At 62.5% G+C, this 26,377-nt stretch carries 20 protein-coding genes and 1 tRNA gene; 17 read left to right on the forward strand and 4 right to left on the reverse strand.

All coding sequences use genetic code 11. From position 1 onward, the window contains the following. The first annotated feature begins 3 nt into the window (after window positions 1–3). From truB to C4K27_RS04195, 4 genes are all read left to right on the forward strand, one after another. Window positions 4–921 carry a tRNA pseudouridine(55) synthase TruB gene (gene truB / locus C4K27_RS04180; protein ID WP_007920884.1) on the forward strand — a complete coding sequence of 306 codons (918 nt, stop codon included), beginning with the start codon at window positions 4–6 and terminating at the stop codon, window positions 919–921. Between the two features lie 140 nt (window positions 922–1,061). After that, window positions 1,062–1,331 carry a 30S ribosomal protein S15 gene (gene rpsO / locus C4K27_RS04185; protein WP_009042128.1) on the forward strand — a complete coding sequence of 90 codons (270 nt, stop codon included), beginning with the start codon at window positions 1,062–1,064 and terminating at the stop codon, window positions 1,329–1,331. Window positions 1,332–1,527: 196 nt separating this feature from the next. Then, a complete protein-coding gene (pnp, locus tag C4K27_RS04190; RefSeq protein WP_053259607.1) occupies window positions 1,528–3,633 on the forward strand; it encodes a polyribonucleotide nucleotidyltransferase in 2,106 nt (701 codons plus the stop codon). Window positions 3,634–3,770: 137 nt separating this feature from the next. Beyond that, window positions 3,771–3,846, forward strand: a tRNA-Thr gene (locus C4K27_RS04195). A 71-nt stretch (window positions 3,847–3,917) separates the two neighbouring features. Here C4K27_RS04195 and C4K27_RS04200 read toward each other — a convergent pair. Then, entirely contained in the window at window positions 3,918–4,814 is an 897-nt protein-coding gene (locus C4K27_RS04200; protein WP_053259608.1) for a hypothetical protein, read from the reverse strand. A 338-nt stretch (window positions 4,815–5,152) separates the two neighbouring features. Here C4K27_RS04200 and C4K27_RS04205 point away from each other — a divergent pair, with 338 nt between their 5' ends. Further along, on the forward strand, window positions 5,153–5,449 hold the full coding sequence (locus C4K27_RS04205) for a DUF6388 family protein (RefSeq protein WP_007922267.1): 297 nt from the start codon (window positions 5,153–5,155) through the stop codon (window positions 5,447–5,449). 66 nt (window positions 5,450–5,515) lie between these two features. Here C4K27_RS04205 and nadC read toward each other — a convergent pair whose 3' ends face one another. Further along, window positions 5,516–6,364, reverse strand: coding sequence for a carboxylating nicotinate-nucleotide diphosphorylase (nadC, locus tag C4K27_RS04210; RefSeq protein ID WP_053259609.1), 849 nt, complete (start codon window positions 6,362–6,364; stop codon window positions 5,516–5,518). A 341-nt stretch (window positions 6,365–6,705) separates the two neighbouring features. Here nadC and C4K27_RS04215 point away from each other — a divergent pair, with 341 nt between their 5' ends. The 4 genes from C4K27_RS04215 (at window position 6,706) to C4K27_RS31700 (ending at window position 12,599) form a co-directional block, all read left to right on the forward strand. After that, window positions 6,706–8,910, forward strand: a complete 2,205-nt coding sequence (locus C4K27_RS04215; RefSeq protein WP_053259610.1) for a DUF1631 domain-containing protein — start codon at window positions 6,706–6,708, stop codon at window positions 8,908–8,910. 62 nt (window positions 8,911–8,972) lie between these two features. Further along, a complete protein-coding gene (gene ampD, locus C4K27_RS04220; RefSeq protein WP_053259611.1) occupies window positions 8,973–9,533 on the forward strand; it encodes a 1,6-anhydro-N-acetylmuramyl-L-alanine amidase AmpD in 561 nt (186 codons plus the stop codon). Continuing rightward, entirely contained in the window at window positions 9,530–10,366 is an 837-nt protein-coding gene (ampE, locus tag C4K27_RS04225; protein WP_007922276.1) for a regulatory signaling modulator protein AmpE, read from the forward strand. Before ampD ends, ampE begins: the two co-directional genes overlap by 4 nt. A gap of 1,528 nt (window positions 10,367–11,894) precedes the next feature. Beyond that, window positions 11,895–12,599 (forward strand): methyl-accepting chemotaxis protein, encoded by a 705-nt coding sequence (locus tag C4K27_RS31700; RefSeq protein WP_370686828.1) that lies wholly within the window; start codon window positions 11,895–11,897, stop codon window positions 12,597–12,599. 1 nt (window position 12,600) lies between these two features. Here C4K27_RS31700 and C4K27_RS04235 read toward each other — a convergent pair whose 3' ends face one another. Together C4K27_RS04235 and cra are read right to left on the reverse strand one after the other, a co-directional pair. Then, entirely contained in the window at window positions 12,601–13,389 is a 789-nt protein-coding gene (locus tag C4K27_RS04235) for a TatD family hydrolase (protein WP_053259613.1), read from the reverse strand. Between the two features lie 2 nt (window positions 13,390–13,391). Beyond that, a complete protein-coding gene (cra, locus tag C4K27_RS04240) occupies window positions 13,392–14,387 on the reverse strand; it encodes a catabolite repressor/activator (RefSeq protein WP_053259614.1) in 996 nt (331 codons plus the stop codon). Between the two features lie 296 nt (window positions 14,388–14,683). Here cra and ptsP point away from each other — a divergent pair, with 296 nt between their 5' ends. The 8 genes from ptsP to C4K27_RS04280 all read left to right on the forward strand — a co-directional run bounded on the left by ptsP (window position 14,684) and on the right by C4K27_RS04280 (window position 26,338). Then, window positions 14,684–17,545 (forward strand): phosphoenolpyruvate--protein phosphotransferase, encoded by a 2,862-nt coding sequence (gene ptsP, locus C4K27_RS04245; RefSeq protein WP_053259615.1) that lies wholly within the window; start codon window positions 14,684–14,686, stop codon window positions 17,543–17,545. Next, a complete protein-coding gene (pfkB, locus tag C4K27_RS04250; protein WP_053259616.1) occupies window positions 17,545–18,486 on the forward strand; it encodes a 1-phosphofructokinase in 942 nt (313 codons plus the stop codon). Before ptsP ends, pfkB begins: the two co-directional genes overlap by 1 nt. Before the next feature lie 11 nt (window positions 18,487–18,497). Continuing rightward, complete coding sequence (locus C4K27_RS04255; RefSeq protein ID WP_053259617.1) at window positions 18,498–20,240, forward strand: PTS fructose-like transporter subunit IIB; 1,743 nt, start codon at window positions 18,498–18,500, stop codon at window positions 20,238–20,240. A 1,036-nt stretch (window positions 20,241–21,276) separates the two neighbouring features. After that, window positions 21,277–21,648 (forward strand): DUF6124 family protein, encoded by a 372-nt coding sequence (locus tag C4K27_RS04260; protein ID WP_053259618.1) that lies wholly within the window; start codon window positions 21,277–21,279, stop codon window positions 21,646–21,648. A 315-nt stretch (window positions 21,649–21,963) separates the two neighbouring features. Further along, entirely contained in the window at window positions 21,964–23,235 is a 1,272-nt protein-coding gene (locus tag C4K27_RS04265) for a PAAR domain-containing protein (protein WP_053259619.1), read from the forward strand. Beyond that, a complete protein-coding gene (locus C4K27_RS04270; RefSeq protein WP_053259620.1) occupies window positions 23,216–23,791 on the forward strand; it encodes a hypothetical protein in 576 nt (191 codons plus the stop codon). Before C4K27_RS04265 ends, C4K27_RS04270 begins: the two co-directional genes overlap by 20 nt. A gap of 112 nt (window positions 23,792–23,903) precedes the next feature. Beyond that, window positions 23,904–24,482 carry a hypothetical protein gene (locus C4K27_RS04275; protein WP_125737963.1) on the forward strand — a complete coding sequence of 193 codons (579 nt, stop codon included), beginning with the start codon at window positions 23,904–23,906 and terminating at the stop codon, window positions 24,480–24,482. A 314-nt stretch (window positions 24,483–24,796) separates the two neighbouring features. Further along, on the forward strand, window positions 24,797–26,338 hold the full coding sequence (locus tag C4K27_RS04280; RefSeq protein ID WP_053259622.1) for an alkaline phosphatase D family protein: 1,542 nt from the start codon (window positions 24,797–24,799) through the stop codon (window positions 26,336–26,338). Window positions 26,339–26,377: the final 39 nt, after the last annotated feature.

Genomic DNA, 26,377 nt, shown 5'->3' on the forward strand with positions numbered 1-26,377 from the left:
GCGGTGGCTCAGGTCAAGCGTATCCGTCGTAACGTCAGCGGTATCATCCTGCTCGACAAGCCGCTGGGGTTTACCTCCAACGCCGCGCTGCAGAAAGTCCGCTGGTTGCTCAACGCCGAGAAGGCCGGGCATACCGGCAGCCTCGATCCCCTGGCCACCGGTGTGTTGCCGTTGTGCTTTGGCGAGGCGACCAAGTTCTCGCAATACCTGCTCGATTCCGACAAGGGTTACGAAACCCTGATGCAGTTGGGCAAGACCACCACCACGGCCGATGCCGAGGGTGAAGTCCTGCAGACTCGCGAAGTGACCGTTGGTCGCGCCGATATTGAAGCGGTGCTGCCGGAATTTCGTGGGCAAATCAGCCAGATACCGCCTATGTACTCGGCCCTCAAGCGTGATGGCCAGCCACTTTACAAGCTGGCCCGTGCAGGCGAAGTGGTGGAGCGCGAAGCGCGTTCTGTTACTATTGCGCGCTTGGAATTACTGGCCTTTGAAGGCGATACTGCGCGGCTAGCGGTGGACTGCAGCAAGGGCACCTATATCCGCACCCTGGTGGAGGATATCGGTGAGAAGCTGGGTTGTGGTGCATACGTCGCGGAACTGCGTCGCACCCAGGCCGGCCCTTTCAGTCTGGCCCAGACCGTCACGCTGGAAGAGCTTGAAGCGGTACATGCCGAAGGTGGCAACGAAGCGGTGGATCGCTTCCTGATGCCATCGGACAGCGGCCTGCTGGATTGGCCGCTGCTGCAGTTCTCCGAACACAGCGCGTTCTACTGGCTCAACGGCCAGCCGGTACGGGCTCCCGATGCACCGAAGTTCGGCATGGTGCGGGTACAGGATCATAACGGTCGCTTTATCGGTATCGGTGAAGTGAGCGAAGACGGGCGCATCGCGCCGCGTCGACTGATTCGGTCGGAATGACCGAAACCAGCCTGTGTAACAGCAGGCTGGAGAGGGTGGCTGTTAACAGGCACGGTCACAGCTCATTTATAGATACGGGGATTTGTCCCTGGCCTGTTGGTGGCGTTTCTCGGAACGCTGCCTTTTGAGAGGAAAGCCAAATGGCACTCAGCGTTGAAGAAAAAGCTCAAATCGTAACCGACTACCAGCAAGCTGTTGGTGACACTGGTTCGCCAGAAGTGCAAGTTGCACTGCTGACCGCCAACATCAACAAACTGCAAGGTCACTTCAAGGCCAACGGTAAAGACCACCACTCCCGTCGTGGTCTGATCCGCATGGTTAACCAGCGTCGTAAGCTGCTGGACTACCTGAAAGGCAAAGACCTGAGCCGTTACAGCGCTCTGATCGGTCGCCTGGGTCTGCGTCGCTAATCAGCGATTGCGCTAGAGGTTGGTTGTTTGCCGTGCGTCAGTGGGTTTCCCACAGGCGCATGGCAGGCTCCCAGCCTCAAGTTTTATCTGGACCGTAGTTTTACCTGGACAATAAAGGCCGGGCCGACTCCCGGGATTGCCCAAGAATTTCGCAAGAAACCAGTTCCCCCAAGAGCCACAAAGAAGGTAGGACACCGTGAACCCGGTAATCAAAAAATTCCAGTTCGGTCACTCGACCGTTACCCTCGAGACTGGCCGTATCGCCCGTCAGGCCTCCGGCGCAGTATTGGTCACCGTTGACGACGACGTCAGCGTATTGGTGACCGTGGTTGGCGCCAAACAAGCCGATCCAGGCAAGGGTTTCTTCCCTCTGTCTGTTCACTACCAGGAAAAGACTTACGCTGCCGGTAAGATCCCTGGCGGTTTCTTCAAGCGTGAAGGCCGTCCTTCCGAGAAAGAAACCCTGACCTCGCGTCTGATCGACCGCCCGATCCGCCCTCTGTTCCCAGAAGGCTTCATGAACGAAGTGCAGGTTGTCTGCACCGTGGTTTCCACCAGCAAGAAGACCGATCCGGACATCGCTGCGATGATCGGTACCTCGGCTGCGCTGGCGATTTCCGGCATTCCTTTCGATGGTCCGATCGGTGCTGCCCGCGTTGCTTTCCATGAAAGCACCGGCTACCTGCTGAACCCGACTTACGAGCAGCTTCAGGCATCTAGTCTGGACATGGTCGTAGCCGGTACCGAAGAAGCGGTACTGATGGTTGAATCGGAAGCCAAAGAGCTGACCGAAGACCAGATGCTGGGCGCCGTACTGTTCGCCCACGACGAATTCCAGGCCGTTATCCAGGCCGTCAAAGAGCTGGCTGCCGAAGCCGCCAAGCCAACCTGGGACTGGGCTCCGGCTCCAGAAGCCACCGACCTGCTGGGCGCTATCCGCTCCGAGTTCGGCGAAGCGATCTCCCAGGCTTACACCATCACCGTCAAGGCCGACCGTTATGCACGCCTGGGCGAGCTGAAAGACCAGGTCGTCGCCAAGCTGTCCGGCGAAGAAGGCCAGCCTTCCGCCGGCGACGTCAAAGCCGCTTTCGGTGAAATCGAATACCGCACCGTTCGCGAAAACATCGTCAACGGCAAGCCACGTATCGACGGCCGCGACACCCGCACCGTACGTCCGCTGAACATCGAAGTCGGCGTTCTGCCGAAGACCCACGGTTCGGCCCTGTTCACCCGTGGCGAGACTCAGGCCCTGGTCGTCGCGACCCTGGGTACCGCCCGTGACGCACAACTGCTGGATACCCTGGAAGGCGAGAAGAAAGACCCCTTCATGCTGCACTACAACTTCCCTCCGTTCTCGGTGGGCGAGTGTGGTCGCATGGGTGGCGCTGGTCGTCGTGAAATCGGTCACGGCCGTCTGGCCCGTCGTTCGGTTCAGGCCATGCTGCCAGCCGCCGACGTGTTCCCCTACACCATCCGCGTGGTATCGGAAATCACCGAGTCCAACGGTTCCAGCTCCATGGCTTCCGTGTGCGGTGCTTCCCTGGCACTGATGGACGCTGGCGTGCCGATGAAGGCACCGGTTGCCGGTATCGCCATGGGCCTGGTCAAGGAAGGCGAGAAATTCGCCGTCCTGACCGACATCCTGGGTGACGAAGACCACCTGGGCGACATGGACTTCAAGGTAGCCGGTACCGCCAAAGGCGTCACCGCGCTGCAGATGGACATCAAGATCAAGGGCATCACCGAAGAAATCATGGAGATCGCCCTGGGCCAGGCCCTGGAAGCTCGCCTGAACATCCTCGGCCAGATGAACCAGATCATTGGCCAGTCGCGTACCGAACTGTCGGCCAACGCTCCGACCATGATCGCGATGAAGATCGACACCGACAAAATCCGTGATGTCATCGGTAAAGGCGGCGCGACCATCCGTGCGATCTGCGAAGAGACCAAGGCTTCGATCGACATCGAAGACGACGGCTCGATCAAGATCTTCGGCGAAACCAAGGAAGCCGCAGAAGCTGCGCGTCAGCGCGTTCTGGGTATCACCGCGGAAGCCGAGATCGGCAAGATCTACGTTGGCAAGGTTGAGCGCATCGTCGACTTCGGCGCATTCGTCAACATCCTGCCTGGCAAGGACGGTCTGGTTCACATCTCCATGTTGAGCGATGCTCGCGTCGAGAAAGTGACCGACATCCTGAAAGAAGGTCAGGAAGTGGAAGTGCTGGTGCTGGACGTGGACAACCGCGGCCGTATCAAGCTGTCCATCAAAGACGTGGCAGCAGCCAAGGCTTCGGGCGTTTAAGACTCCCGTCGCACTAAGCTGAACAAGCAAACGCCCCGACTGGTTCGGGGCGTTTTGCTATCTGCCGTTTGGGTCTTGCTCCCTGCCGGGCGGGTGACATGGCAAAACCCCGGTCCCGGTGCTAGGTTTAGCCCAGCGCCCGTGTAGCTCAGCCGGTAGAGCAGCGCACTCGTAACGCGAAGGTCGCAGGTTCGATTCCTGTCTCGGGCACCAGTTGGCAGTTCAAGACGTATAAACAACAAAGCCCGCATCGAGCGGGCTTTGTCGTGTTTACTGGCCTTGAATCACTTCACCTTGCTTCTCAGGTCCTCGAGGCTGCGTTTGAGTTGGTCCAGGTTCTGGCCCTGATTGCTGACCTCGCTCTTGAGGCTGGACAGCTCGCTGGAGCTCGAACTGGAGCTTGAGCTGCTGCCACGCTTGAGGTCATCGATCTGACTCGCCAGCTTATCCAGGGTGCTGGCTTGAGTGCTGACTGTGCTCTTGAGGCTGGACAGCTCGCTGGAGCTCGAACTGGAGCTTGAGCTGTTGCCACGCTTGAGCTCCTCGATCTGCTTGCCGAGCTTGTCCAGTTCACTGGCCTGGCTACTGACCGTGCTCTTGAGGCTGGACAGCTCGCTGGAGCTCGAACTGGAGCTTGAGCTGTTGCCACGCTTGAGCTCCTCGATCTGTTTGCCGAGCTTGTCCAGTTCGCTGGCCTGGTCGCTGGTAACGCGCTTGAGGTTGTTCACTTCACTGGTGCTCGAACTGGAGCTTGTGCCGCTGTTGCGCTTGAACTCTTCAAGCTGGGTTTCCAGCTTTTTCAGCTGGTTGGCTTGCTCGCCGGTGGTTTTCTTGAGGTTGCTCACCTCACTGGCAGTGGAGCTGGAGCTGCTGCCGGTGTTGCGTTTGAGCTCTTCGATCAGGCGCGCTTGGCTGTTGACGACGTCCTTGAGCTTTTCCAGTTCGGCGCTGCTGCTCTTGAGGCCGTCCTGCAGCTTTTGTAGGTCGTCCACGGTGAAGCCGCTGGGGCGGACGGTGTACTTGAGGTCTACTTCCTGGTGCAGGGCCGAGATCCTGTCCGAGTACGAGGCGCTGCTGGAGTTGAATTCGACGGCCTGGGCGGAGAGTGACAGGCTGCTGAGGATCAGGGTGGAGAGGCTGGTGGCGAGGAAGGCGGACGAACGCTGAGTGCGGCTGAACATCACTGGGTTTCCTTGTGAAGTGCCGATATGGCACATCGCTATGACTGCGTCCTTGCCTTCTTGTTCCAGGGGCAAGAAGGCGGCTCGGGGAGTGGAATGTAACAACGTATTTTTCGTGAAAGTGCCTTGAGCGAACGGACAGGTTTTTTGTCGGTGCGCTGTAAGGATTCGTATGCATCCGCAGACAAAGGCCCTATATTCGCAGCCTGTCTGAATGGTTTTCAGATGATCCCGAATGGTTCACGGCCAGATAAATCGGCTTTCACAGCGCTTTTTTGCGGCAAAGAGATCCCAACGATCCAGATCCATCTTCCATTCCCATGATCAGAGAGAACGAGATGATTCCTAAAGAAGCCAGAATTGACGTAGCCCTTGAAAAGTACCTGGCTGCCACGCCTTCCCTGCAGGAAGAAATCAGCGCCCTGAGCCCGCAGGAGCAGAAGCAGCAGGCCCAGTGGGCGTTCGAGGACGAAGCGGAGTCGCGCGGCATCGAGCCGTGGGAGCTTGTGCTGGAGTTGGTGGCCGAGTCGCCCGAGGAACTCAAGGCCATGCGCCTGGAGGTCCATCAGGAGGTGGCCGAGGCCCTGGGCATGGACCTTCAGGACTACCTGGAACTCAACGAAATCGACGACTGATGCAAAAACGCCAGCCTTTCAGGGGCTGGCGTTTTTCTTTGGGGTACTGCGCAAGGCTTTTGAAAATCAGAGGCTCAAGCGCATCGACAGGTCGACCGCCTTCACATCCTTGGTCATCGCCCCGATCGAAATGTAATCGACGCCGGTCTCGGCGATCGGGCGCAAGGTGCTTTCATTGATCCCGCCGCTGGCTTCCAGCTTGGCCTTGCCGGCATTCAGGCGAACCGCTTCACGCATGTCGTCCAGGCTCAGCTCGTCGAGCATGATGATGTCCGCGCCCGCCGCCAGGGCTTCCTTGAGTTCTGCCAGGCTTTCCACTTCGACTTCCACCGGCTTGCCCGGGGCGATCCTGTGGGCGGCGCTGATCGCCTGGGCGATACCGCCGCACGCGGCAATATGGTTTTCCTTGATCAGGAAGGCGTCGTACAGGCCGATGCGGTGGTTGTGGCAGCCACCGCAGGTCACCGCGTACTTCTGCGCCAGGCGCAGCCCCGGCAGGGTCTTGCGGGTATCCAGCAACTTGACCTGGGTATCGGCGACGAAGTCGGCGTAATACTGTGCGCGGGTGGCCACGCCGGACAGCAGCTGCAGGAAGTTCAGGGCGCAGCGTTCGCCGCTGAGCAGCGAACGGGCCGGACCTTCGAGGTGGAACAGGGCCTGGTTGGGGCTGACGCGCTCGCCGTCACGCACCTGCCAATGCACGGCGACCCGCGGATCGAGCTGGCGGAACACCGCGTCGACCCAGGCCGTGCCACTGACGATCGCCGCTTCGCGGGTAATGATGGTGGCTTTGGCCAGGCGTTCGGCCGGGATCAGTTGCGCGGTGATATCGCCGCTGCCGATGTCTTCCAGCAACGCACGGCGCACGTTGGCTTCGATTTCGGCGGTCAGGTCGGCGAGGCGTAGATTCGGCATAGCGGGCTCCACAAACAAAGTGGCCCGATTATAGGGCCATGGCGCAAGCGAACCCAAGGCGAGCGCCTTCCCGTGGCTGCATTTGGTCGCCTGGCATGAGCCGTTTGCGAGAAAGGGCGGTCGCTATAGGAGCGCTATTTCAAAGCCCGCGCAGAGTCTGCTGGCACAAGAAGGGGCTTTTGCCAGATAATCCGACTTCTAATTGACGTCATAGCTTTGACGTTTGCCTGGCTCCCCACTATTTGAAATGCAGCGGTGCGTATCGATGCCCGCTGGGACTCGACTGTGAGCGTCGACCGACCTTTTATTGCGCGGCAGAGAAAACCTTTCAGGAGGCTTGGATGCACAACGACGGGAATGTAGTGCCTTTGCACAAGGTGGCTACGGATCAGGCGAACGCTTCGCCGCTCGCCCGCCTGCCTGTGATTCTGCTTCAGGTCCGTGACAAGGCCGCCCAGCAACTGCGCCATGGCCTGCAGGAACTGTTCGATAACGCCGACGACACCTTGTTCGAGATGGCCGACCGGGCCCAGAACAATGTCGACCAGAACACCTTTTTCGAAGCCATGCGCGACCTGCGCCTGAAACGCAAAAGCATCGAGCGCGGCTTCCTGGAAAAACTCTTTGAGGCCTTTGTCGGCCTGGTCCAGTACGACCCTGCGCCGGCGATCGCCCAGGCCGTCGCCTACGTCCCACCCGCTGACACCTGCCAGGATGACCTGGAGCGCACCGTGGCCCTCGAGGCGATGGTCGCCAAGGCCGGCAATCGTGACGGCTTTGCCCTTGGCCAGCTCACCGCGCGCCTGAACGCGCTGCTGGGCAAGCGCCTGGATGACCGCAGCAACCCCTTGGGCCCGGCCATGCTCTGCGAGTATTTCCTCGAGTCTGGGCGCAGCCTGGGGGTGGAGATCAAGGTCAAGCTGATCATTCTCAAGCTGTTCGAACGTTATGTGCTCAGCGAAGCCGACCAGCTGTACGCCGAAGCCAATCAACTGTTGGCCGCCACGGGCGTGTTGCCGGAGCTCAAGCCCGCGCCGGCGCGCCGGTCTATCGATCAGGCGGCCGCAAGTATCCAGGCCACGCCGGAGCCCGGCGAGGCGCAGATGGACGAAAGCGTTCAGCAAGTGTTCGCCGCCTTGCAGGAGCTGCTGTTGCATGTCCGCGGCAGCGTGGTGCCGACCCTTGAGGCGAGCGCCGAAACCCAGCCCATTTCCACCCGTGACCTGCTGCGCCTGCTGTCTCACCTGCAGCACTACGTGCCGGCGGGCACCCAGGACGATTTCGACCTGCGCAACCACTTGGAACAGCTGCTGACCCGGGTCAGCGTGAAAAGCGGCAAGTCGCGGGTGGTCGGGGTGGCCGACGAGGACGTGATCAACCTGGTGGCCATGCTCTTCGAATTCATCCTGGCCGATCGCAACCTGCCGGAATCCTTGAAGACCCTGATCGGCCGCTTGCAGATCCCCATGCTCAAGGTCGCGGTGCTGGACAAGAGTTTCTTCAGCCGCAGCAGCCATCCGGCCCGCCGCCTGCTCAATGAAATTGCCGCCGCGGCCATGGGCTGGGGCAGCTGCGACGATTATCAGCGCGACAGCCTGTACCTGCGTATCGAGCAGGTGGTGCAGCGGTTGTTGAGTGACTTCGTCGACGACCCGGCGATCTTTTCCGAGCTGCTCGCCGAGTTTCTCGCCTTCACCAGTGACGAGCGGCGCCGCAGCGAGCTGCTGGAGCAGCGCACCCGTGACGCCGAAGAGGGCCGGGCCAAGGCTGAACTGGCGCGCCGTCGCGTCGAGCGGGTGTTAAACGAGGGATTGCTGGGCAAGGTCCTGCCGCTGACGGTCGTCGAGTTCGTGCAACAGGCCTGGAGCAAGGTCTTGCTGTTGACCTGTCTCAAGCATGGCGAGCAGTCCAGCGAATGGCGCCAGGGGCTGCAGACCATGGAGCAACTGATCTGGAGCGTGCAGCGTCACACCGATCCGGATGCCGCCATGCAACTGCTGGCGCTGGTGCCCGACCTGCTCAAGGCGCTGCGCGACGGCTTGAACAGCGCGGCGTTCGATCCGTTCGCCACCAGCGAGTTCTTCAGCCAGTTGGAAGCCTTGCACCTGCAGGCGTTCGAGCACTTTGCTCAGGACGCCGGGCCGCATCGGCCGGGCGTGGCGGACGAGCAGCCGGCGATGGTCGCGGTCGAGGAGCACATCATCCTGCCCTGTGCCGAAGAGGGCCCGCTGGAGGCCGCGCCCCTGGCGCTGGCGGCCAACGATCCCGGGTTGCTGCGGGTCGAACAGCTGCGGCTGGGGGCCTGGGTCGAATTCCTCGAGGACGAGGACAACAGCGTGCGCTGCAAGCTGGCGGCCATCGTTCAACCCGGCGACAAGTACATCTTCGTCAACCGCACCGGCATGAAGGTCCTGGAGCGCACCCGGGTCGGCCTGGCCCTGGAGTTTCAGCGCGGGGCCGTGCGTGAGCTGGACGACACCTTGCTGTTCGACCGGGCGCTGGAATCGGTGATCGGCAGTTTGCAGCGACTCAATCGCGGCAAGTGATCGCAACCTGGGCGTGGAACGCGGCATACTGAGCCGTCACAGGCTTTGTTGAAGGAATCGGTATGCAGTTGGACCCCGCAAGCGGCTGGTGTCACGGCGTTCGCCATTGCCCGTCACCCAATTTCAACGCACGCCCCGCGGATGAAATTTCCCTGCTGGTGATCCACAACATCAGCCTGCCGCCGGCGCAATTCGCGACGGGCAAAGTGCAGGAATTCTTCCAGAACCGTCTCGATGTCACAGAGCACCCCTATTTTGCCGGGATCGCCGACTTGCGCGTGTCAGCACATTTCCTGATCGAACGTGACGGAACCGTGACTCAGTTTGTCTCCTGTCTGGACCGCGCCTGGCACGCGGGTGTGTCGTGGTTCGACGGGCGCGAAAGCTGCAATGATTTTTCCCTGGGGATCGAACTGGAAGGCACCGACGAGCTGCCATTCACCGATGCCCAGTACGACGCGCTGGTTGCCTTGACCCGGCAGTTGCAGCAGGCCTTCAAGGCCATCACCCCACAGAGGATTTGTGGGCACAGCGATATCGCTCCGGGGCGCAAGACCGATCCGGGGCCCGGATTCGACTGGGTACGCTATCGCGCGGCCCTGAACGAAGGGGAAGGACAATGAGTTTTCTGGTGTTGTTGCTGGCGGTCTGGATCGAGAAGTTCTCGGCCTTGCGCCAGCGCGTTCAGCATGACGAGCCGTGGCTGCGCCAACTGCTTGGGCAGGAAGCCAGCCCGCGTCTGGCCAAGCGTCCCTGGTGGGTGCTGGCGCTGCTGGTGCTGCTGCCGGCAGTGCTGCTGGGGTTGCTGTTGCTGGTACTGGAGCCGCTGGCCTACGGCCTGCTGGCGTTGCCGGTGCATCTGCTGGTGGTGATCTACAGCCTGGGGCGGGGCGACCTGCTGGGCGAACTCGGACCGTTCCGCGATGCCTGGCGCCGCGAGGACCTGCAAGCCGCGGCGCATGTCGCCAAGCGCGACCTGGATATCTGCGCCGACAGTGGCGAGCAGTTGCTCGAGCGGGTTCAGGGGCACCTGCTGTGGCAGGCCTACCAGAGCTTTTTCGCGGTGATCTTCTGGTACTTCCTGCTGGGCCCGGTGGCCGCATTGAGCTATCGCCTGCTGGCGCTGGCCGCCGAGCACAGCAAGAACCCGGCGGTCGCCGAGCGCGCCGGGCAGTTGCGGCATGCCTTCGACTGGTTGCCGGTACGCCTGCTGGCGGCCAGCTTTGCCCTGGTGGGCAACTTCGTCGCGGTCAGCCGCGTGATGCTCCACGAACTGCTGAACTGGAACATCAGCGCCGCGCAGCTGGTGGAAAAGGTCGGCCTGGTCGCCGCGGAAATCCCTGCGCCGATCACCGGGCCGGACGGCATTCTCAGCCTGGACCGGATCTGGGAACTGTTGCTGCGGGCCGCGGTGCTCTGGTACGCCGGTTTCGCCCTGTGGACCGTGCTGCCCTGACGACGAGCAGCGAGTGAGCGCTGGCGAGCCCCGGTCTCGCCAGCGCAACTGAAGCCTTCCATCCGTCCGCCGTCCCCGCGGTTAACCTTAAGTTACAAACCCTTTTGCCGATTTGAGCTATACAGAAGCAGCGCCAAATAGTGGCTATCTGCCGTCTTCGCGTACCTGCCAATAAAAATAAAAGCAAAAAGGGAGACTTCTTGTGAAGAGCTTGCTCTATCCCGCCATTGCCCTGATGAACCGCCTGAGCTTCGGCATGAAGTTCAGCTTGATCAGCGTGCTGTTTTTTCTGCCGATGCTGGTCACCAACTTTTATCTGGTGCGCGATTCCTACCGTGAATTCCAGGGCACCCAGGTCGAGCTGCAAAGCCTGGACCTGCTGGGCAGCAGCCTGACCTTGCGCCGCGACCTGGAAACCCTGAACAACCTGGTGCAGATCAACGCGACCCTGGGGCAGTCCGGCAAGGCCGGGGATATCGAGAGCAAGATAGGCACCCTGGAAAAGTCCGTGCTTGAGCGCTTGCAGGGCTTGGCTGCGGTCACCGTGGACCCCGAGCAGATCGGCGTGTTCGACGGCAAGCGCGATGAAATGATCGCCGCCTTCAAGGCGCAACAGGCGGAAAGCTCGCTGCAAAGCAAAAGCGCGCTGATTGGCAAGCTCCTGGGCAATGCGCAGATTTTCAGCCAGATCATCGCCAGCCAGTCGGGCCTGAGCCGCGACACCCAGAGCGATGTGCGGCAGCTGAGCGAACTGCTGACCAGCGTCACGCCCCAGGTGACCCAGGTCCTCGGCGAAGGGCGGGCGATGGGCGCGTATTCCCTGGGCCAGGGCTTTCTCAACTCATCCGCCAGCACCCGTTTCGACGAGTTGCTGGTGCAGATCGAAAAACTCCAGGCCGAATACGGCCTGAAACTGCAGGATGCGCTGGGATCGAGCAAGGCCGCCCAAGGCGCGCTGGACGCCCTGGCCAGCGCCAGTAAAGGCAGCCTCAAGCAAGCCAGCGAGCTGTTCGAAGAACAGGTGGTGATGGCCGATACCCTGGATGCACCCTGGCAGGGTTTTTACGATCAGGTCAGCGGGCTGATGGCGCAGACCTACCAGCTCAACGAGGCGACCCTGAAGTTCCTCGGCGAGGAACTGCAACAACGGCTGGGGCAGAACCGCACGCACATGGTGCTGCTGGTGGTGGCGCTGGCGGCGGTGTTCCTGCTGATCTTCTATCTCTACGGCGCGTTCTATGTCTCGACCCGCACCACCCTCAAGCGCCTGGGCGCGATGATGGACAAGGTGGCGGCCGGCGACATGACCGTCACCTTCGATGCCCAGAGCCGCGATGAACTGGGGGAACTGGGCACTGTGTTCAACGGCACCGTGGCGAAGATCCACGACCTGATCGAGTTGGTGGGCAAGACCGTCGGCGAAGTCGAGCACCAGGCCGGGCAGGTGGAAGCCGTGTCGGCCCAGAGCAACCAGGCGGTGGCCGGGCAGCGCAGCCAGATCGAGCAGGTGGCGACGGCGATGAACCAGATGTCCGCCACGTCCCAGGAAGTCGCGCGCAGCGCCGCGGCCGCGGTCAGCAGCGCCCACAGCGTCAACGACGAGACCATCAGCGGGCGCGGGCTGGTGGAATCCCAGCAAGGCAGCATTGCCCAGTTGGCCAGCGAGATCGACCAGTCGGTGTTGGTGATCAATCAACTGGCCAGCGACAGCCAGGCCATCAGCCGGGTGCTGGAGGTGATCAAGAGCATCGCCGAGCAGACCAACCTGCTGGCCCTCAACGCCGCCATCGAAGCGGCCCGCGCTGGCGAGCAGGGCCGCGGCTTTGCGGTGGTGGCCGACGAAGTGCGGACCCTGGCCAAGCGCACCCAGCAATCGACCGAGGAAATCGAGCAGATGATCGTCAAGCTCCACGGCGGCGTGGGGGCTGCGGTCAAGGCCATGGGCATCAGCCACCAGATGGCCAATGGCACGGTCGGGCAGTCGGAAAAGGTCCAGCAGGCGCTGGAGAACATCCTCGGGGCAGTGGGCATGATCGTCGACCAGAACCAGCAGATCGCCGCGGCGGTGGAGCAGCAGACCGCGGTGGCCCACGACATCGATCAGAACATCGTCGAGATCAACCGCGCCGGCGAGCGCACCGCCGAAGGTGCGTACCAGACTGAAAACGCCAGCCGCCAGCTGTCCGCGCAGGTGGTGCAGTTGAAGCAGTTGATCAGCGCGTTCCGGGTCTGATTCAGGCGCTGTGGGGCCAGCCGAACAGCGCGCAAGCGTTGGCGGTACTGGCCGCCGCCAGTTGTTCGGGGCTGATGGCCATGAGCTCGGCCAGGGCCGCGCAGATGTCGGGCAGGTGCTGCGGGCTGTTGCGCTGGCCGGGGTACATGGCCGGCGCCATGTCCGGCGAATCGGTTTCCAGCACCACCGCGTCCAGCGGCAAGTCGGCGATGACCTTGCGCAGGCGCAGGGCCTGCGGCCAGGTTGCGGCGCCCCCCAGGCCCAGTTTGAACCCCAGCTTGAGGTACTCGCGGGCTTCCTCGCGGCTGCCGGCGAAGGCGTGGATGATGCCGGCGCGCTTGAGCTTGAAGCGCTTGAGGGTGGCAATCACCGCGGCATGGCTGCGCCGTACGTGGAGCAGGGCCGGTAGCTGGAAGTCCGCAGCCAGCTGCAGTTGCGCTTCGAACAGCTGCTGCTGGCGCTGGCGATCCAGCTGCTCGAGAAAATAATCCAGGCCGATCTCGCCCACCGCGCACAGCTGCGGATGGCCCGCCAGGCGGCTCAGCCAGTCGCCCAGCTCAACCAGGTCGGCCGGTTGGTGCTCGTCGAGATAAACCGGGTGCAGGCCGAAGGCGGCGTGCAGGTCGGCATCGCTCTGCACCAGCTCCCAGAGCCGCTGCCAATTGCGCTGATAAACCCCCAGCACCACCATCCGCCGCACGCCGAGGGCGCGGCTGGCAGCCAGCAGCGCCTGACGATCCGCATCGAAATCCGGAAAATCCAGATGGGTGTGGCTGTCGATCAGTTCCACGTTCAAGCCTCGTGAATGCGCTGCTTGAAGGTTCGGGCGATGGCGTTCACGCCGGGTTGGTAATGGGCTTCTTCAATGGCGGCCAGGGCCAGTTGCAGGGCCTTGTCGGCGATCAGCTGGTGCTGCTGGGCCATGGCATTGACCGGCAGCGGCAAAAAGTCCAGAAGCTGGGTATCGCCGAAGGTGCCCAGGCGCAGCGGCCGCGACTTGAGCGGAAAGTCATGCAGCGCGTCGAACACTCCTTGCAGCAACACATAGGAGGTGGTCACCAGGGCATCTGGCAGATGGCCCAGGCGCTCCAGCAGCGCCTCCATCAACTGGCGCCCGCAGTCGCGGCTGAAGGCTTCGCCCTGTTCGATCAGCACCTGGCCGTCGAAACCTTCCAGCGCCTGCTTGAAGCCGGCGGCGCGTTCGCGGCTGATGCCCAGCTCGGGGCGGGCGCCGATCAGGGCGATCTGCCGCGGCTGGGGCTGCAGCAGGCTGCGGGTCAATTGCAGGCTGGCTTGTTGATCGTCGCTGATCACCGAGCAGAAAAACTCCGGTTCCATCACCCGGTCGATGGCGATGATCGGCAGGCCCTGGGCCTGCAACAGGCGATAAGTGTCATCCTCCGGCGGCAGGCAGCTGGCGACGAACAGCGCATCGCAGCGGCGCGCGCGGAACAGTTGCAGCAACTGCCGCTCGCTGTCCGGGGCATCGTCGGAGCTGGCGATCAGCAGCTGGTAGCCACGGGCGCGGGCGCCTTGTTCGAGCAACTTGGCAATGCGCGCGTAACTGGGGTTTTCCAGGTCCGGCAGGATGAAACCCAGGGTCCGGGTCCGCCGACTGCGTAGCCCGGCGGCTTGAGGGTTGGGCGTGAAGCCATGTTCCTCGACCACCGCCCGGACCCGTTCGACGGTCGCGTTGCTGATGCGTTGCTGTTCGGCCTTGCCGTTGATGACGTAGCTGGCGGTGGTGACGGACACACCGGCCAGTCTGGCGATATCGCTGAGTTTCAACCCGGGTTTTCCTTGTTTTCTGGAGCTTGCCCCGACATTTTCGCCAATCCTAACCGATATGGGCAGGCGACCAATGTCGGAACGTGCAGCCGACAGGTAGGACTTCAAGGATGATTGATTATCGAGTAACGTGCCCGTCATTGTAGATTAAACGTTTCAGCACGCGTATTTTCTAGGAATATGAGCAAACGGAAACAGGGCCTTGCCAAGCCGACGGTCCCGTTTGTGGCATTAACGCCGCCTGACTGATTCACTCAAAACAATACCTAGCGCCCCAGCGCTAAATAGGAGAAAGCATGCTCGAGCTCACTATTGAGCAGATATCCATGGGCCAGTCGGCCGTGGATAAGTCCGCCGCACTGCACCTGCTCGCCGACAAACTGGTGGCCGACGGCCTGGTCGCCGAAGGTTACCTGGCTGGCCTGCAGGCCCGCGAAGCCCAGGGCTCGACCTTTCTCGGTCAAGGTATTGCCATTCCCCACGGCACCCCGGAAACCCGCGACCAGGTGTTCGCCACTGGCGTGCGCCTGCTGCAATTTCCCGAGGGCGTGGACTGGGGCGATGGCCAGATCGTCTATCTGGCGATCGGCATCGCCGCCAAATCCGACGAACACCTGCGCCTGCTGCAACTCTTGACCCGCGCCCTCGGCGAAACCGACCTGGGCCAGGCCCTGCGTCGCGCCAGCTCGCCCGAAGCCCTGCTGAAACTGCTGCAAGGCGCGCCGCAGGAGCTGGCGCTGGATGCGCAGATGATCGGCCTGGGCGTGGCCGCCGAAGATTTCGAAGAACTGGTATGGCGCGGCGCCCGTCTGCTGCGCCAGGCCGATTGCGTGAGCAACGGTTTTGCCGCGGTGCTGCAACAGGTCGAGGCGCTGCCCCTGGGCGATGGCCTGTGGTGGCTGCACAGCGAGCAGACCGTCAAGCGCCCGGGCCTGGCCTTCGTCACCCCGGACAAACCGATTCGTTACCTCGGCCAACCCCTGGCCGGGCTGTTCTGCCTGGCCAGCCTGGGCGAGGCCCATCAGGCCCTGCTTGAGCACCTGTGCGCGCTGCTGATCGAAGGCCGTGGCCATGAACTGGGCCGGGCCACCAGCAGCCGTGCGGTGCTGGAAGTGCTGGGCGGCGAACTGCCGGCCGACTGGCCGAGCGCGCGCATCGTGTTGGCCAACGCCCACGGTTTGCATGCGCGCCCGGCGAAGATCTTGGCGCAGTTGGCGAAAAGCTTCGAGGGCGAGATCCGCGTGCGCATCGTCGACACACCGGGCTCCGCCGTCTCGGTGAAGAGCCTGAGCAAGCTGCTGAGCCTCGGCGCCCGCCGTGGCCAGACCCTGGAGCTGATCGCCGAACCGAACATCGCCGCCGACGCCCTGCCAGCCTTGCTGGCGGCCATCGCCGAAGGGCTGGGGGAAGAAGTCGAACCGGTGGCACAAGCCAGCGCGCCCCAGGACGTGCCGGAAGAAATCGAGGTGCCCATCAGCGCGCCGGCTTCCGGCAGCCTGGTCCAGGCCATCCCGGCGGCGCCCGGCATCGCCATCGGCCCGGCGCATATCCAGGTGATCCAGCCATTCGACTACCCGTTGCGCGGCGAATCCACCGCCAGCGAGCGCGAGCGCCTGCAAACGGCCCTGGCCGAGGTCCGTCATGACATCGACGGCCTGATCCAGCGCAGCAAGGCCAAGGCGATTCGCGAGATTTTCGTGACCCACCAGGAAATGCTCGACGACCCGGAACTGACCGACGAAGTCGACACCCGCCTCAAGCAGGGCGAAAGCGCCGCAGCGGCCTGGATGACGGTGATCGAAGCCGCCGCCCGGCAACAGGAAGCCTTGCACGATGCGCTGCTGGCCGAACGCGCCGCCGACCTGCGGGACATCGGCCGGCGGGTGCTGGCCCAGCTGTGCGGAGTGCAGACCCCGGTCGAGCCGGATGAACCCTACATCCTGGTGATGGATGAGGTTGGCCCGTCGGACGTGGCGCGCCTCGATCCGGCGCGGGTGGCCGGCATTCTTACCGCCCGTGGCGGCGCCACCGCCCACAGCGCGATCGTTGCCCGCGCCCTGGGGATTCCGGCGCTGGTCGGCGCCGGGGCTGGCGTGCTGCTGCTCAAGCCGGGCACACCGCTGCTGCTCGATGGCCAGCGCGGTCGCCTGCATGTGGACGCCGATGCCGGCACCCTGCAACGGGCCACCGAAGAGCGCGATACCCGCGAGCAACGGCTCAAGGCCGCCGCCGAACAGCGCCATGAACTGGCGCACACCACTGATGGCCATCACGTCGAGGTCTTCGCCAATATCGGTGAAAGCGCGGGCGTGACCAGCGCCGTGGACAACGGCGCCGAAGGCATTGGCCTGCTTCGCACCGAGCTGATTTTCATGGCCCACCCACAAGCGCCGGACGAAGCCACCCAGGAAGCCGAATACCGCCGCGTGCTCGATGGCCTGGCCGGGCGGCCGCTGGTGGTGCGCACCCTGGATGTCGGTGGCGATAAACCGCTGCCGTACTGGCCGATCGCCAAGGAAGAAAACCCCTTCCTCGGCGTGCGCGGCATCCGCCTGACCCTGCAACGTCCGCAGATCATGGAAGCCCAGCTGCGCGCGCTGCTGCGCTCGGCGGACAACCGCCCGCTGCGGATCATGTTCCCCATGGTCGGCAGCGTCGACGAATGGCGCGCCGCCCGCGACATGACCGAGCGCCTGCGCCTGGAGATCCCGGTGGCCGACCTGCAACTGGGGATCATGATCGAAGTGCCGTCCGCCGCCTTGCTGGCGCCGGTGCTGGCCAAGGAAGTGGACTTCTTCAGCGTCGGCACCAACGACTTGACCCAATACACCCTGGCCATCGACCGTGGTCACCCGACCCTGTCGGCCCAGGCCGACGGCCTGCACCCGGCGGTGCTGCAACTGATCGACATCACCGTGCGCGCGGCCCATGCCCACGGCAAGTGGGTCGGTGTGTGCGGCGAGCTGGCGGCCGATCCGCTGGCGGTGCCGGTGCTGGTCGGCCTGGGTGTGGACGAACTGAGCGTCTCCGGACGCAGCATCGCCGAGGTCAAGGCACGCATTCGCGAACTCAGCCTGACCCAGGCGCAAACCCTTGCTAAACAGGCCCTGGCCGTCGGCAGCGCGAACGATGTGCGCGCCCTTGTGGAGGCCATGTAATGGCAAAGATTCTTACCCTGACCCTGAACCCGGCGCTGGACCTCACCGTCCAGCTGACGCGCCTGGAGCCGGGGCAGGTCAACCGCAGCGAAGCCATGCACACTCACGCCGCAGGCAAGGGCGTGAACGTGGCCCAGGTGCTGGCCGACCTTGGCCATCAGCTGACCGTCAGCGGCTTTCTTGGTGCAGACAATCCCCAGGCCTTCGAGGCGTTGTTCGCCCGGCGCGGTTTTGTCGACGCCTTTATTCGCGTGCCGGGGGAAACCCGCAGCAACATCAAGCTGGCCGAACAGGATGGGCGCATCACCGATCTCAACGGCCCCGGCCCGGAGGTCGACGCGGCGGCGCAACAGGCGCTGCTCGAACGCCTGGAACAGATCGCCCCGGGGCATGACGCGGTGGTGGTGGCCGGCAGCCTGCCGCGCGGCGTCAGCCCGCAATGGCTGCACGCCTTGCTGACCCGTCTCAAGGCACTGGGTCTGAAAGTGGCGCTGGACACCAGCGGCGAAGCCCTGCGCGCCGGCCTGGCCGCCGGGCCCTGGCTGGTCAAGCCGAACACCGAGGAGCTGGCCGAGGCCCTGGGCAGCCCGCTGCTGTCGCTGGCGACCCAGGCCGCAGCCGCCAGGCGCCTGCACGCCCAGGGCGTCGAGCATGTGGTGATTTCCCATGGCGCCGAAGGCGTGAACTGGTTCAGTGCCGCGCCGGCCCTGCAGGCGTTGCCGCCGAAGGTCAGCGTGGCCAGCACCGTCGGGGCCGGCGACTCGTTGCTGGCCGGCATGCTCCACGGCCTGCTCAGCGCCCACGCTTTTGAACAGACCCTGCGCACCGCCACGGCCATCGCCGCCATGGCCGTGACCCAGATCGGTTTCGGCATCACCGATGCCGCGCAGTTGGCACAGCTTGAACAGGGGGTGCGTGTTCATCCCCTCATAGAACAATAAGAGGGTTGGTCATGAAGTTAGCCATTGTTACCGCCTGCCCGAACGGCATGGTCACCAGTGTGCTGTGCGCCCGGTTGCTGGACGCCGCGGCCCAGCGCCAGGGCTGGAGCACCAGCGTCGAAGTGCATGACGAGGCGCACCCGGAACGGCAATTGTCGGCCGCCACCCTCGAAGCGGCCGAGTGGGTGCTGGTGGTCAGCACCGGGCCTTTGGACATGTCGCGCTTCGTCGGCAAACGGGTGTTCCAGAGCTCGCCTTCCGTGGCCCTGCAGGACGTCGACGGCGTGCTGCGCCGTGGCGCCGAGGAGGCCCAGGTGTATGCCGCGGCCGCAGCCGTGGCCGAGCCCGCGCCGGCCAGCAAGAACGCGCCACGGCTGGTGGCGGTCACCGCTTGCCCGACCGGCGTGGCCCACACCTTTATGGCGGCCGAGGCCTTGCAGCAGACCGCCAAGCGCTTGGGGTACGAGCTGCAAGTGGAAACCCAGGGCTCGGTGGGTGCGCGCAATCCGTTGAGCGCCGAAGCCATCGCCGCGGCGGACGTGGTGCTGCTGGCCGCGGACATCGAAGTGCCCACCGAGCGCTTCGCCGGCAAGAAGATCTACCGCTGCGGTACCGGCATCGCCCTCAAGCAAGCCGAGGCGACCCTGAACAAGGCCCTGGCCGAAGGCCAGGTGGAATCGGCAGCGGCGGGCGCTGGCGCGGCGCCGGCCAAGCAAGAGAAAACCGGGGTCTACAAGCACCTGCTGACCGGTGTGTCGTTCATGCTGCCGATGGTGGTGGCGGGGGGCTTGATGATCGCCCTGTCCTTCGTCTTCGGCATCACCGCGTTCAAGGAGGAGGGGACCCTGGCCGCGGCGCTGATGCAGATCGGCGGCGACACCGCGTTCAAGCTGATGGTGCCGTTGCTGGCCGGTTACATTGCCTATTCCATCGCCGACCGCCCGGGCCTGGCGCCGGGGATGATCGGCGGCATGCTCGCCAGCACCCTGGGCGCGGGCTTTATCGGCGGGATCATTGCCGGTTTCATCGCCGGCTATGCGGCCAAGGCCATCAGTAAATACGCGCGCTTGCCCCAGAGCCTGGAGGCCTTGAAGCCGATCTTGATCATCCCGTTGCTGGCCAGCCTGTTCACCGGCCTGGTGATGATCTATGTGGTGGGCAAGCCGGTGGCGGGCATGCTCGCCGGCCTGACCCACTTCCTCGACAGCATGGGCACCACCAACGCGATCCTGCTCGGGGTACTGCTCGGCGGCATGATGTGCGTCGACCTTGGCGGGCCGATCAACAAGGCGGCCTATGCCTTCTCCGTGGGGCTGCTGGCGTCGCAGAGTTATGCACCGATGGCGGCGACCATGGCCGCCGGCATGGTGCCGCCGATCGGCCTGGGCATCGCCACCTTTATCGCCCGGCGCAAGTTTGCCCAGAGCGAGCGGGAAGCCGGCAAGGCGGCGCTGGTGCTGGGGCTGTGCTTTATCTCCGAAGGGGCGATTCCGTTCGCCGCCAAGGACCCGTTGCGGGTGATCCCGGCGAGCATCGCCGGCGGCGCGCTGACCGGGGCGCTGTCGATGTATTTCGGCTGCAAACTGATGGCGCCCCATGGTGGGTTGTTTGTGATGCTGATTCCGAATGCGATCAACCATGCGTTGTTGTATTTGCTGGCGATTGTGGCGGGGAGTTTGCTGACGGCGGTGGTGTATGCGCTGGTGAAGCGGCCGGAGGCGGCTGAGCTGGCGCTGGAGCCGGCCAAGGCCTGATGGCTGTTCTGCGTTGACTTCGATGGCGCCCGGGTGGCGCCATTGTTGTTTCTGGTGATCGCTGACTCTGTAGGAGCGAGGCTTGCCCGCGATTGCGCCCGCTCCGGCGCTGCATTTTTTGGACGGGGTACATATCCGTTTCTGCGGTAACGGCTGCTGGCGGTTTCGCCCTTACGGCGAGTCACTTTTTTTCAAACGCCAAAAAAAGTAACCAAAAAACGCTTGCCCCTGCGTACGGCCTTCGCTGCGCTCAGGTTCCCTCGCTCCGGCGTCCATCAGGGGGCATCGACTCCGGTCGGCTTCGCTTCAACCTCCATACGATGTCCTCGACTGCGTCGAGGGGCGCTGCGCGCCATCCCCCTGATGAACACCTCCACTCGGCCTTCCGATGGGGCGGGTGGATCAAGAGCAGAATCAAAAGCCAAAGCCAAAGCCAAAGCCAAAGCCGGAGCCAAAGCCGGAGCAAAAGCGATGTTGCGGTTTGATGGTGGCCGGGTGGCCGACGTTAAACCCTGTAGCCGCTGCCGAGCCTGCGAGGCTGCGATCGACTGCGCAGCAGGCGCAGGATCTTGAGCCCGCTGGAGGACCTTCGGTCCTATCGCAGCCTGCGGCAGCGGCTACAGGGATCGCGGTTATATCGGAGTTTTTTGTAGGAGCAAGCTTGCTCGCGATCAGGTCCCGCGGCTGACAGGTTTGTTGTGTAAGACGCTGTCTGAAAGTGAGGCTCTTCGCTTTCCTTTGTAAGGCTTTTCCGAGAAACTCCGGGCCGCTTGCGTCTGGGAAGGGCGCTGTCTAGCCTCGGGTTTGTCACTGGTTTTTCAGTGGCCGGGTTTAGCAGCTCGGTAAGTCTCAGGCGTATAAGACACCATGTCTTCCTGGTCGGATTTTATTCTGGCTGGTCTGTTATGGCGGCTGTACGTGGGGCACCTTCGGGTGCGCCGGGTTCCTGAGCCCTGGTCTGCTAACCCGCGTCCAGCTGCCACCCTCAATCGTTTAGCAGCGACGGGTGAACGCTCCATTGCTCGGGAGTTACACCATGAAAAAACTCGTCCCCGATCCACCCGTTTCCCTGCCGTTCTCACGCCGCAATCCAGACCACGACCAGGCCAATGAGCAGGTCCGTCAGGCGTTGGCCAACCATCCGGTGGAAGGTTCGTTGCTCGCAGCCTTGAAACCCACCGCGGCGGGGCCTGCGGGTAACGATTCGCTCTTCACCGTCCGCCCCGGCATCAGCGCCGAAGAGGCGTTGCTTCACGTCTCTATGCTGCTCAAATCCGCCGAGGAGGTTTCCGACGAAATCACCGAACACGCCAGCGGTATCGAGCGTGGCCTGATCTGGTCGTTGGTGCATTCCGTGGAGATGGCGCGCGGAGTGGTGGACGCCTTGCTCGACGGTAATCGCCTCTGATCGACAACTGGCCGCTGACCGCGTCGCCCAGGGCGAACGGGTTCACTGCCGAATAGGCAGCTGCGATAAACGCATTGAAGGTATGGCCCAACTCGCTTTAACGACTGGCGTTAATGGTCGGTAGAGTGGGAGCTCGCCTCGATCCCGGTCGGGGCGTTTTTTGTCTGTAGACCCGTAAGAGGCGAGCTACCAAAACAGCCACGTCATCAAAGTTCAGAATCGTCTTACAGCCTTGCCTTTCGCCACTTGCTAGGTTCGGGGAGTTGCAAAGAATCAGAGCCTCCCCCCACGGATCAGCTAAGGCAAGGATGATAAATGCTCCCCTCTGCTCGCCTGGGCGACAAACACGTCTGCCCACTTCCAGGTCATGGCACCACCTCGATTACCTCCGCTTCCAGTGACATAAACATCAACTTCATGGGTGCCGCCCGAGTTGGAGACACCTGCGGTTGTGGTGCGGTTATTACCACGGGGTTTCCCTCGATCATCTTGAACGGGCGCCCAATGGCTCACCTGGGCAGCCCTACCAGTCACGGCGGAACGATCATCTCGGGCAGCCCCGATACTTTCGGAGGCTTCCAGTTCGGTGGTGCAGCAATCCAGGCTATCGTTGACTTCGCCAAGCTAGGTGCCGTGCGCGCGGACGGCTCAGTGAACGATCAGCTGATGTCTGAGCTGTTGGCCGATCCACAACTGGAGCAGCGCGCCTTGCTCTCGGGCGCTCTGGTGCAACCTGGCAGTTCGTCCTTAACAACCCCGAAGGAGCCGTTGACTCCCGAGCTAATCGCAGTCGCCGGCAGCCAGCACGACACAAGCTCGGGCAACCAAATGATGTTCATCGGCCAGGCTGTGCGCGAGCTGGCTGAATTCAAGCGCAGCAAGCCTGCCCTGGCGCGGACGCTGGTGGTATTCACTCCGTCGTACAGTGAAGCAATGCTCAGTGCTGCACGCGGATCCGCCGATGGCTATGGTGCTGGCTTTATTGGCGTGGCCAACGTCCAGGAGCTGATCGACTACCTGAACCAAGGCAAGGACCGCAAGCAATCCCCCATCGAACACCTATCGCTATTCAGCCACGGAGTTCCGCATCGGATCGCCTTTGGCTATCAGCTTGCCGGGGACTTCCAAATGTCCTTGGATGTACTGAGCTACGATAAAATTTTACCTTCGGCGTTTACCAGTTCGGCGCAGATCGACAGTTACGCCTGTAGGACCGGCATGGGTAATCGCTCGGACTTCCCCGTCGAAGACGGCATTCAGTTCTTTCCGCAGACGAATGAGAGCCTGGCGCAGTTGCTGGCCAATCATCTGCAGATCAAGGTGCACGCCTTTGTTCGACGCTCGGACTACAAGAACACCTGGGGTTCGTTCGATGAGCGCCGCATGGGCGATCTTTGCGGAATCAGTGGCAACGCAGCACCTGGGAAAGAATGGTGCAGGAAGTGGGGCACATTGAAGGACGAGCGAAAGCTATCTCACAAGAAACATAGGTTCACCTATCAGACCATGGGGGCCATCAACCCTGTGATCTCAGGTGACACACCAGTTGGCGTACCAGGAGGCCATTTTGAGTTTCTACCGAAGTAAAGGCTTCTGGATAGCCGTCACAATTATTTCTCCCTTGCTGCTGACCGCGGCCAACTACGGACTCAAGGTAATGACGAGTGTATACAAGACAGACTTGGGCAACGGCGTAGTGATCTATGCCGACGATTACGTGAAGACCGGACGCTGGGTGTTCGACTGCGAGTATTCACGATTGATCAGCCGTGAGCCGCTGCCAGTCCCTCTCTCCGAACTGGAAAGCGTAGGGAGACTCACCATTGGCAATGCCCTCCTGAAAGAGGTAGACGAGCAGCCTGCCAAGGAGGCATTGAAGGCTGTTACGGGCAATCGCGACTGGTATAAGAATCTGCGCTATCTCTACTCTGCACTGGATGAGAGTAGCGACTTGAATTCCCATGCGTTCTATCTGGTCGCCCAGCACGCTGGCCGGTCATGGGCTGTGGAGGTAGACCAGTCAATCGGCTACGACGGCATGTCTCACTTTACCGTGACTATTGAACCCTACGATCCCAAAACCTACGTGGACTACGCAAAGGCGCTCCAGGCCGCCGCCAAGAGCTGTCCTGTTCCACAGTAAAAGCAGGCACAGCTCCAGGAGCTGGTGGATCTGGTGAAACAGGACCAGACCATGGGAGCTATCAACCCTGTGATTTCAGGCGACACGCCCATTGGAGTACCAGGAGGCCATTTTGAGTTTCTACCGAAGTAAGCCCTTCTGGATCGCAATAGCCATTTTCTCACCGCTACTACTGGTTGCGAGTTACTACGGGTTCAAGTTGATGACGAGCAAATTCAAGACGGATTTTGGCAACGGCGTGGTGATCTATGCCGACGATTATGTAAAGACCGGTCGCTGGGTGTTTGACTGTGAATATTCGCGCTTGATCAGTCGTGAACCACTAACAGCACCAATAGCAGAGCTTGAAGGAACCGGGAAGCTAACAATCAGTGACATGTACTCCCTGAAAGAGACTGACAGGGAGCAGGCAAAGGTGGCAATTAGAGCGATAACTGGAATTGACGGCTGGTACAAAAAACTACGCTATCTCTACTCCGGCCTGGATGAAAACAGCGATCTCAATTCGCACATTTTTGATCTGCTAGCCAGGCATGATGGTAGGCAGTGGGCATTGAAAGTTAGGCAGAGAATTAACTACCAGGGCAAGTCGAGTTTCAGGATTACTGCAGAGCCATACGATCCAGAAACTTACGTGGATTACGGCAAGGCACTCCAGGCCGCAGCCAAGAGCTGTCCTGCTCCACAGTAAATGGCGGGCCTGATCCTTTCCGTCCTTGAATCACCCTGAATGAGCACACGCTGACAGCTGCGGCGGGCAGGTAGCATTCGATTACGAGCCGCTCGCCACAGATGATCGAGCCTGAACGAATGTCTGCACTCGCGGAACAGGCGTTCACTGCCGTACAGGCAGCCCCAACGCCTATCCCCCAGCATCCGCCAGTGCCGGGAATAACACCGCGTCCCGTTTTTGCAGCCATGACATTTGCCAGCCCCGTCCCTTGTCATATCCCCTTCATCGCCGCCTACTAAGGTTGCCTTTTGACAGGTGGTCAGGGAGCAACCATGAGCGATTTCACTCTCGGTCGGCGGCGTTTGATTCAGGTGGCGGGTGCGGGGTTGTTGCTGCCGGGGCTGGCGCCGGTGGTGATCGCGTCGCCCAAGGACCGGCCGAAGATGGTCGATGGCGTGCAATCCGGGGATTTGCTGGGCGATCGGGCGATGGTCTGGAGCCGTACCGACCGGCCGGCGCGGATGGTGGTGGAGTGGGATACCCGCAGCCTGTTCAGCAATCCGCGGCGGTTTGTCTCGCCGCTGGTCGATGCCCGCACCGACTTCACCGCGCGGGTCGAGCTGGGCGGTTTACCCACCGATCAGGCGATTTTTTATCGGGTGTATTTCGAGGACGCGCAGACCGGCGTGCGCAGCAAGCCCTGGTTCGGCCATTTGCGCAGCGTGCCGCAGACTCGCCGCGATATCCGTTTTGTGTGGAGCGGCGACACCGTCGGCCAGGGTTTTGGCATCAACCCGGACATTGGCGGCATGCGCATCTACGAGGCCATGCGCCGGCGCCTGCCGGACTTTTTTATCCACAGCGGCGACACCATTTACGCCGACGGCCCGGTGCCGGCGCAGTTGACCACCGAGAACGGCCGGGTGTGGCGCAATATCACCACCGAGGCCAAGAGCAAGGTCGCCGAGACCCTCGACGAATACCGCGGCAACTACCGCTACAACCTGCTGGACGAGAACGTGCGGCGCTTCAACGCCGAGGTGCCGCAGATCTGGCAGTGGGACGACCATGAGGTGGTCAACAACTGGTCGCCGAGCAAGGTGCTGGATGAGCGCTACACCAACAAAGATATCCACACCCTGGTGGGGCGTGCGCGGCAGGCCTGGCTGGAGTACGCGCCGATGCGCTTGCAGAGCGCCGACCAGGGCGGGCGCATCTATCGCAAGCTGAGCTACGGGCCGCTGCTGGATGTGTTCGTGCTGGACATGCGCAGCTATCGCGGCGGCAACGACGACAACCTTGGCGCGGCCAAGCCGTTCCTCGGCCGCGAACAGCTGGACTGGCTCAAGCAGGGGCTCAAGCACTCCAAGGCGCAGTGGAAGGTGGTGGCGGCCGACATGCCCATCGGCCTTGGCGTGCCGGACGGCGAGGTCAGCCCCGGCGTGCCGCGCTGGGAGGCGATCGCCAATGGCGACCCGGGCCCGGCCCAGGGCCGCGAGCTGGAGATCGCCGAGTTGCTGGCGTTCCTGCGCAAGCACAAGGTGCGCAACCATGTGTGGCTGACGGCGGATGTGCACTACTGCGCGGCGCACCATTACCACCCGGACCGCGCGGCGTTCCAGGATTTCGAACCGTTCTGGGAATTCGTCGCCGGGCCTTTGAATGCCGGCAGTTTCGGGCCCAACGCGCTGGACCAGACCTTCGGCCCGGAGGTGGTGTTCCAGAAGGCGCCGCCGGCGCAGAACACCTCTCCGTTCGCCGGGTTCCAGTTCTTCGGCGAGGTGCAGATCGAAGGGCAGAGCGGGGAGTTGAAGGTGACGCTGCGGGACCTGGACGGGGTGGCGGTGTTCGAGCGCAAGTTGCAGCCGGTGTAGTCATGTAGGAGCGAGGATTGCCCGCGATGGCGGTATCAA

Source organism: Pseudomonas chlororaphis subsp. chlororaphis (assembly GCF_003945765.1).
Taxonomy (GTDB): domain Bacteria; phylum Pseudomonadota; class Gammaproteobacteria; order Pseudomonadales; family Pseudomonadaceae; genus Aquipseudomonas; species Aquipseudomonas chlororaphis.

Bases quoted from the DNA above. Each gene is read 5' to 3' on its own strand.
- C4K27_RS04280 (WP_053259622.1), top strand. From the start codon at position 24,797: ATGAGCGATTTCACTCTCGGTCGGCGGCGTTTGATTCAGGTGGCGGGT.
- C4K27_RS04255 (WP_053259617.1), top strand. From the start codon at position 18,498: ATGAAGTTAGCCATTGTTACCGCCTGCCCGAACGGCATGGTCACCAGT.
- C4K27_RS31700 (WP_370686828.1), top strand. From the start codon at position 11,895: ATGTCCGCCACGTCCCAGGAAGTCGCGCGCAGCGCCGCGGCCGCGGTC.
- nadC (WP_053259609.1), bottom strand. From the start codon at position 6,364: ATGCCGAATCTACGCCTCGCCGACCTGACCGCCGAAATCGAAGCCAAC.
- ampD (WP_053259611.1), top strand. From the start codon at position 8,973: ATGCAGTTGGACCCCGCAAGCGGCTGGTGTCACGGCGTTCGCCATTGC.
- C4K27_RS04205 (WP_007922267.1), top strand. From the start codon at position 5,153: ATGATTCCTAAAGAAGCCAGAATTGACGTAGCCCTTGAAAAGTACCTG.
- C4K27_RS04265 (WP_053259619.1), top strand. From the start codon at position 21,964: ATGCTCCCCTCTGCTCGCCTGGGCGACAAACACGTCTGCCCACTTCCA.
- pfkB (WP_053259616.1), top strand. From the start codon at position 17,545: ATGGCAAAGATTCTTACCCTGACCCTGAACCCGGCGCTGGACCTCACC.
- C4K27_RS04215 (WP_053259610.1), top strand. From the start codon at position 6,706: ATGCACAACGACGGGAATGTAGTGCCTTTGCACAAGGTGGCTACGGAT.
- C4K27_RS04200 (WP_053259608.1), bottom strand. From the start codon at position 4,814: ATGTTCAGCCGCACTCAGCGTTCGTCCGCCTTCCTCGCCACCAGCCTC.
- ampE (WP_007922276.1), top strand. From the start codon at position 9,530: ATGAGTTTTCTGGTGTTGTTGCTGGCGGTCTGGATCGAGAAGTTCTCG.
- ptsP (WP_053259615.1), top strand. From the start codon at position 14,684: ATGCTCGAGCTCACTATTGAGCAGATATCCATGGGCCAGTCGGCCGTG.
- rpsO (WP_009042128.1), top strand. From the start codon at position 1,062: ATGGCACTCAGCGTTGAAGAAAAAGCTCAAATCGTAACCGACTACCAG.
- C4K27_RS04260 (WP_053259618.1), top strand. From the start codon at position 21,277: ATGAAAAAACTCGTCCCCGATCCACCCGTTTCCCTGCCGTTCTCACGC.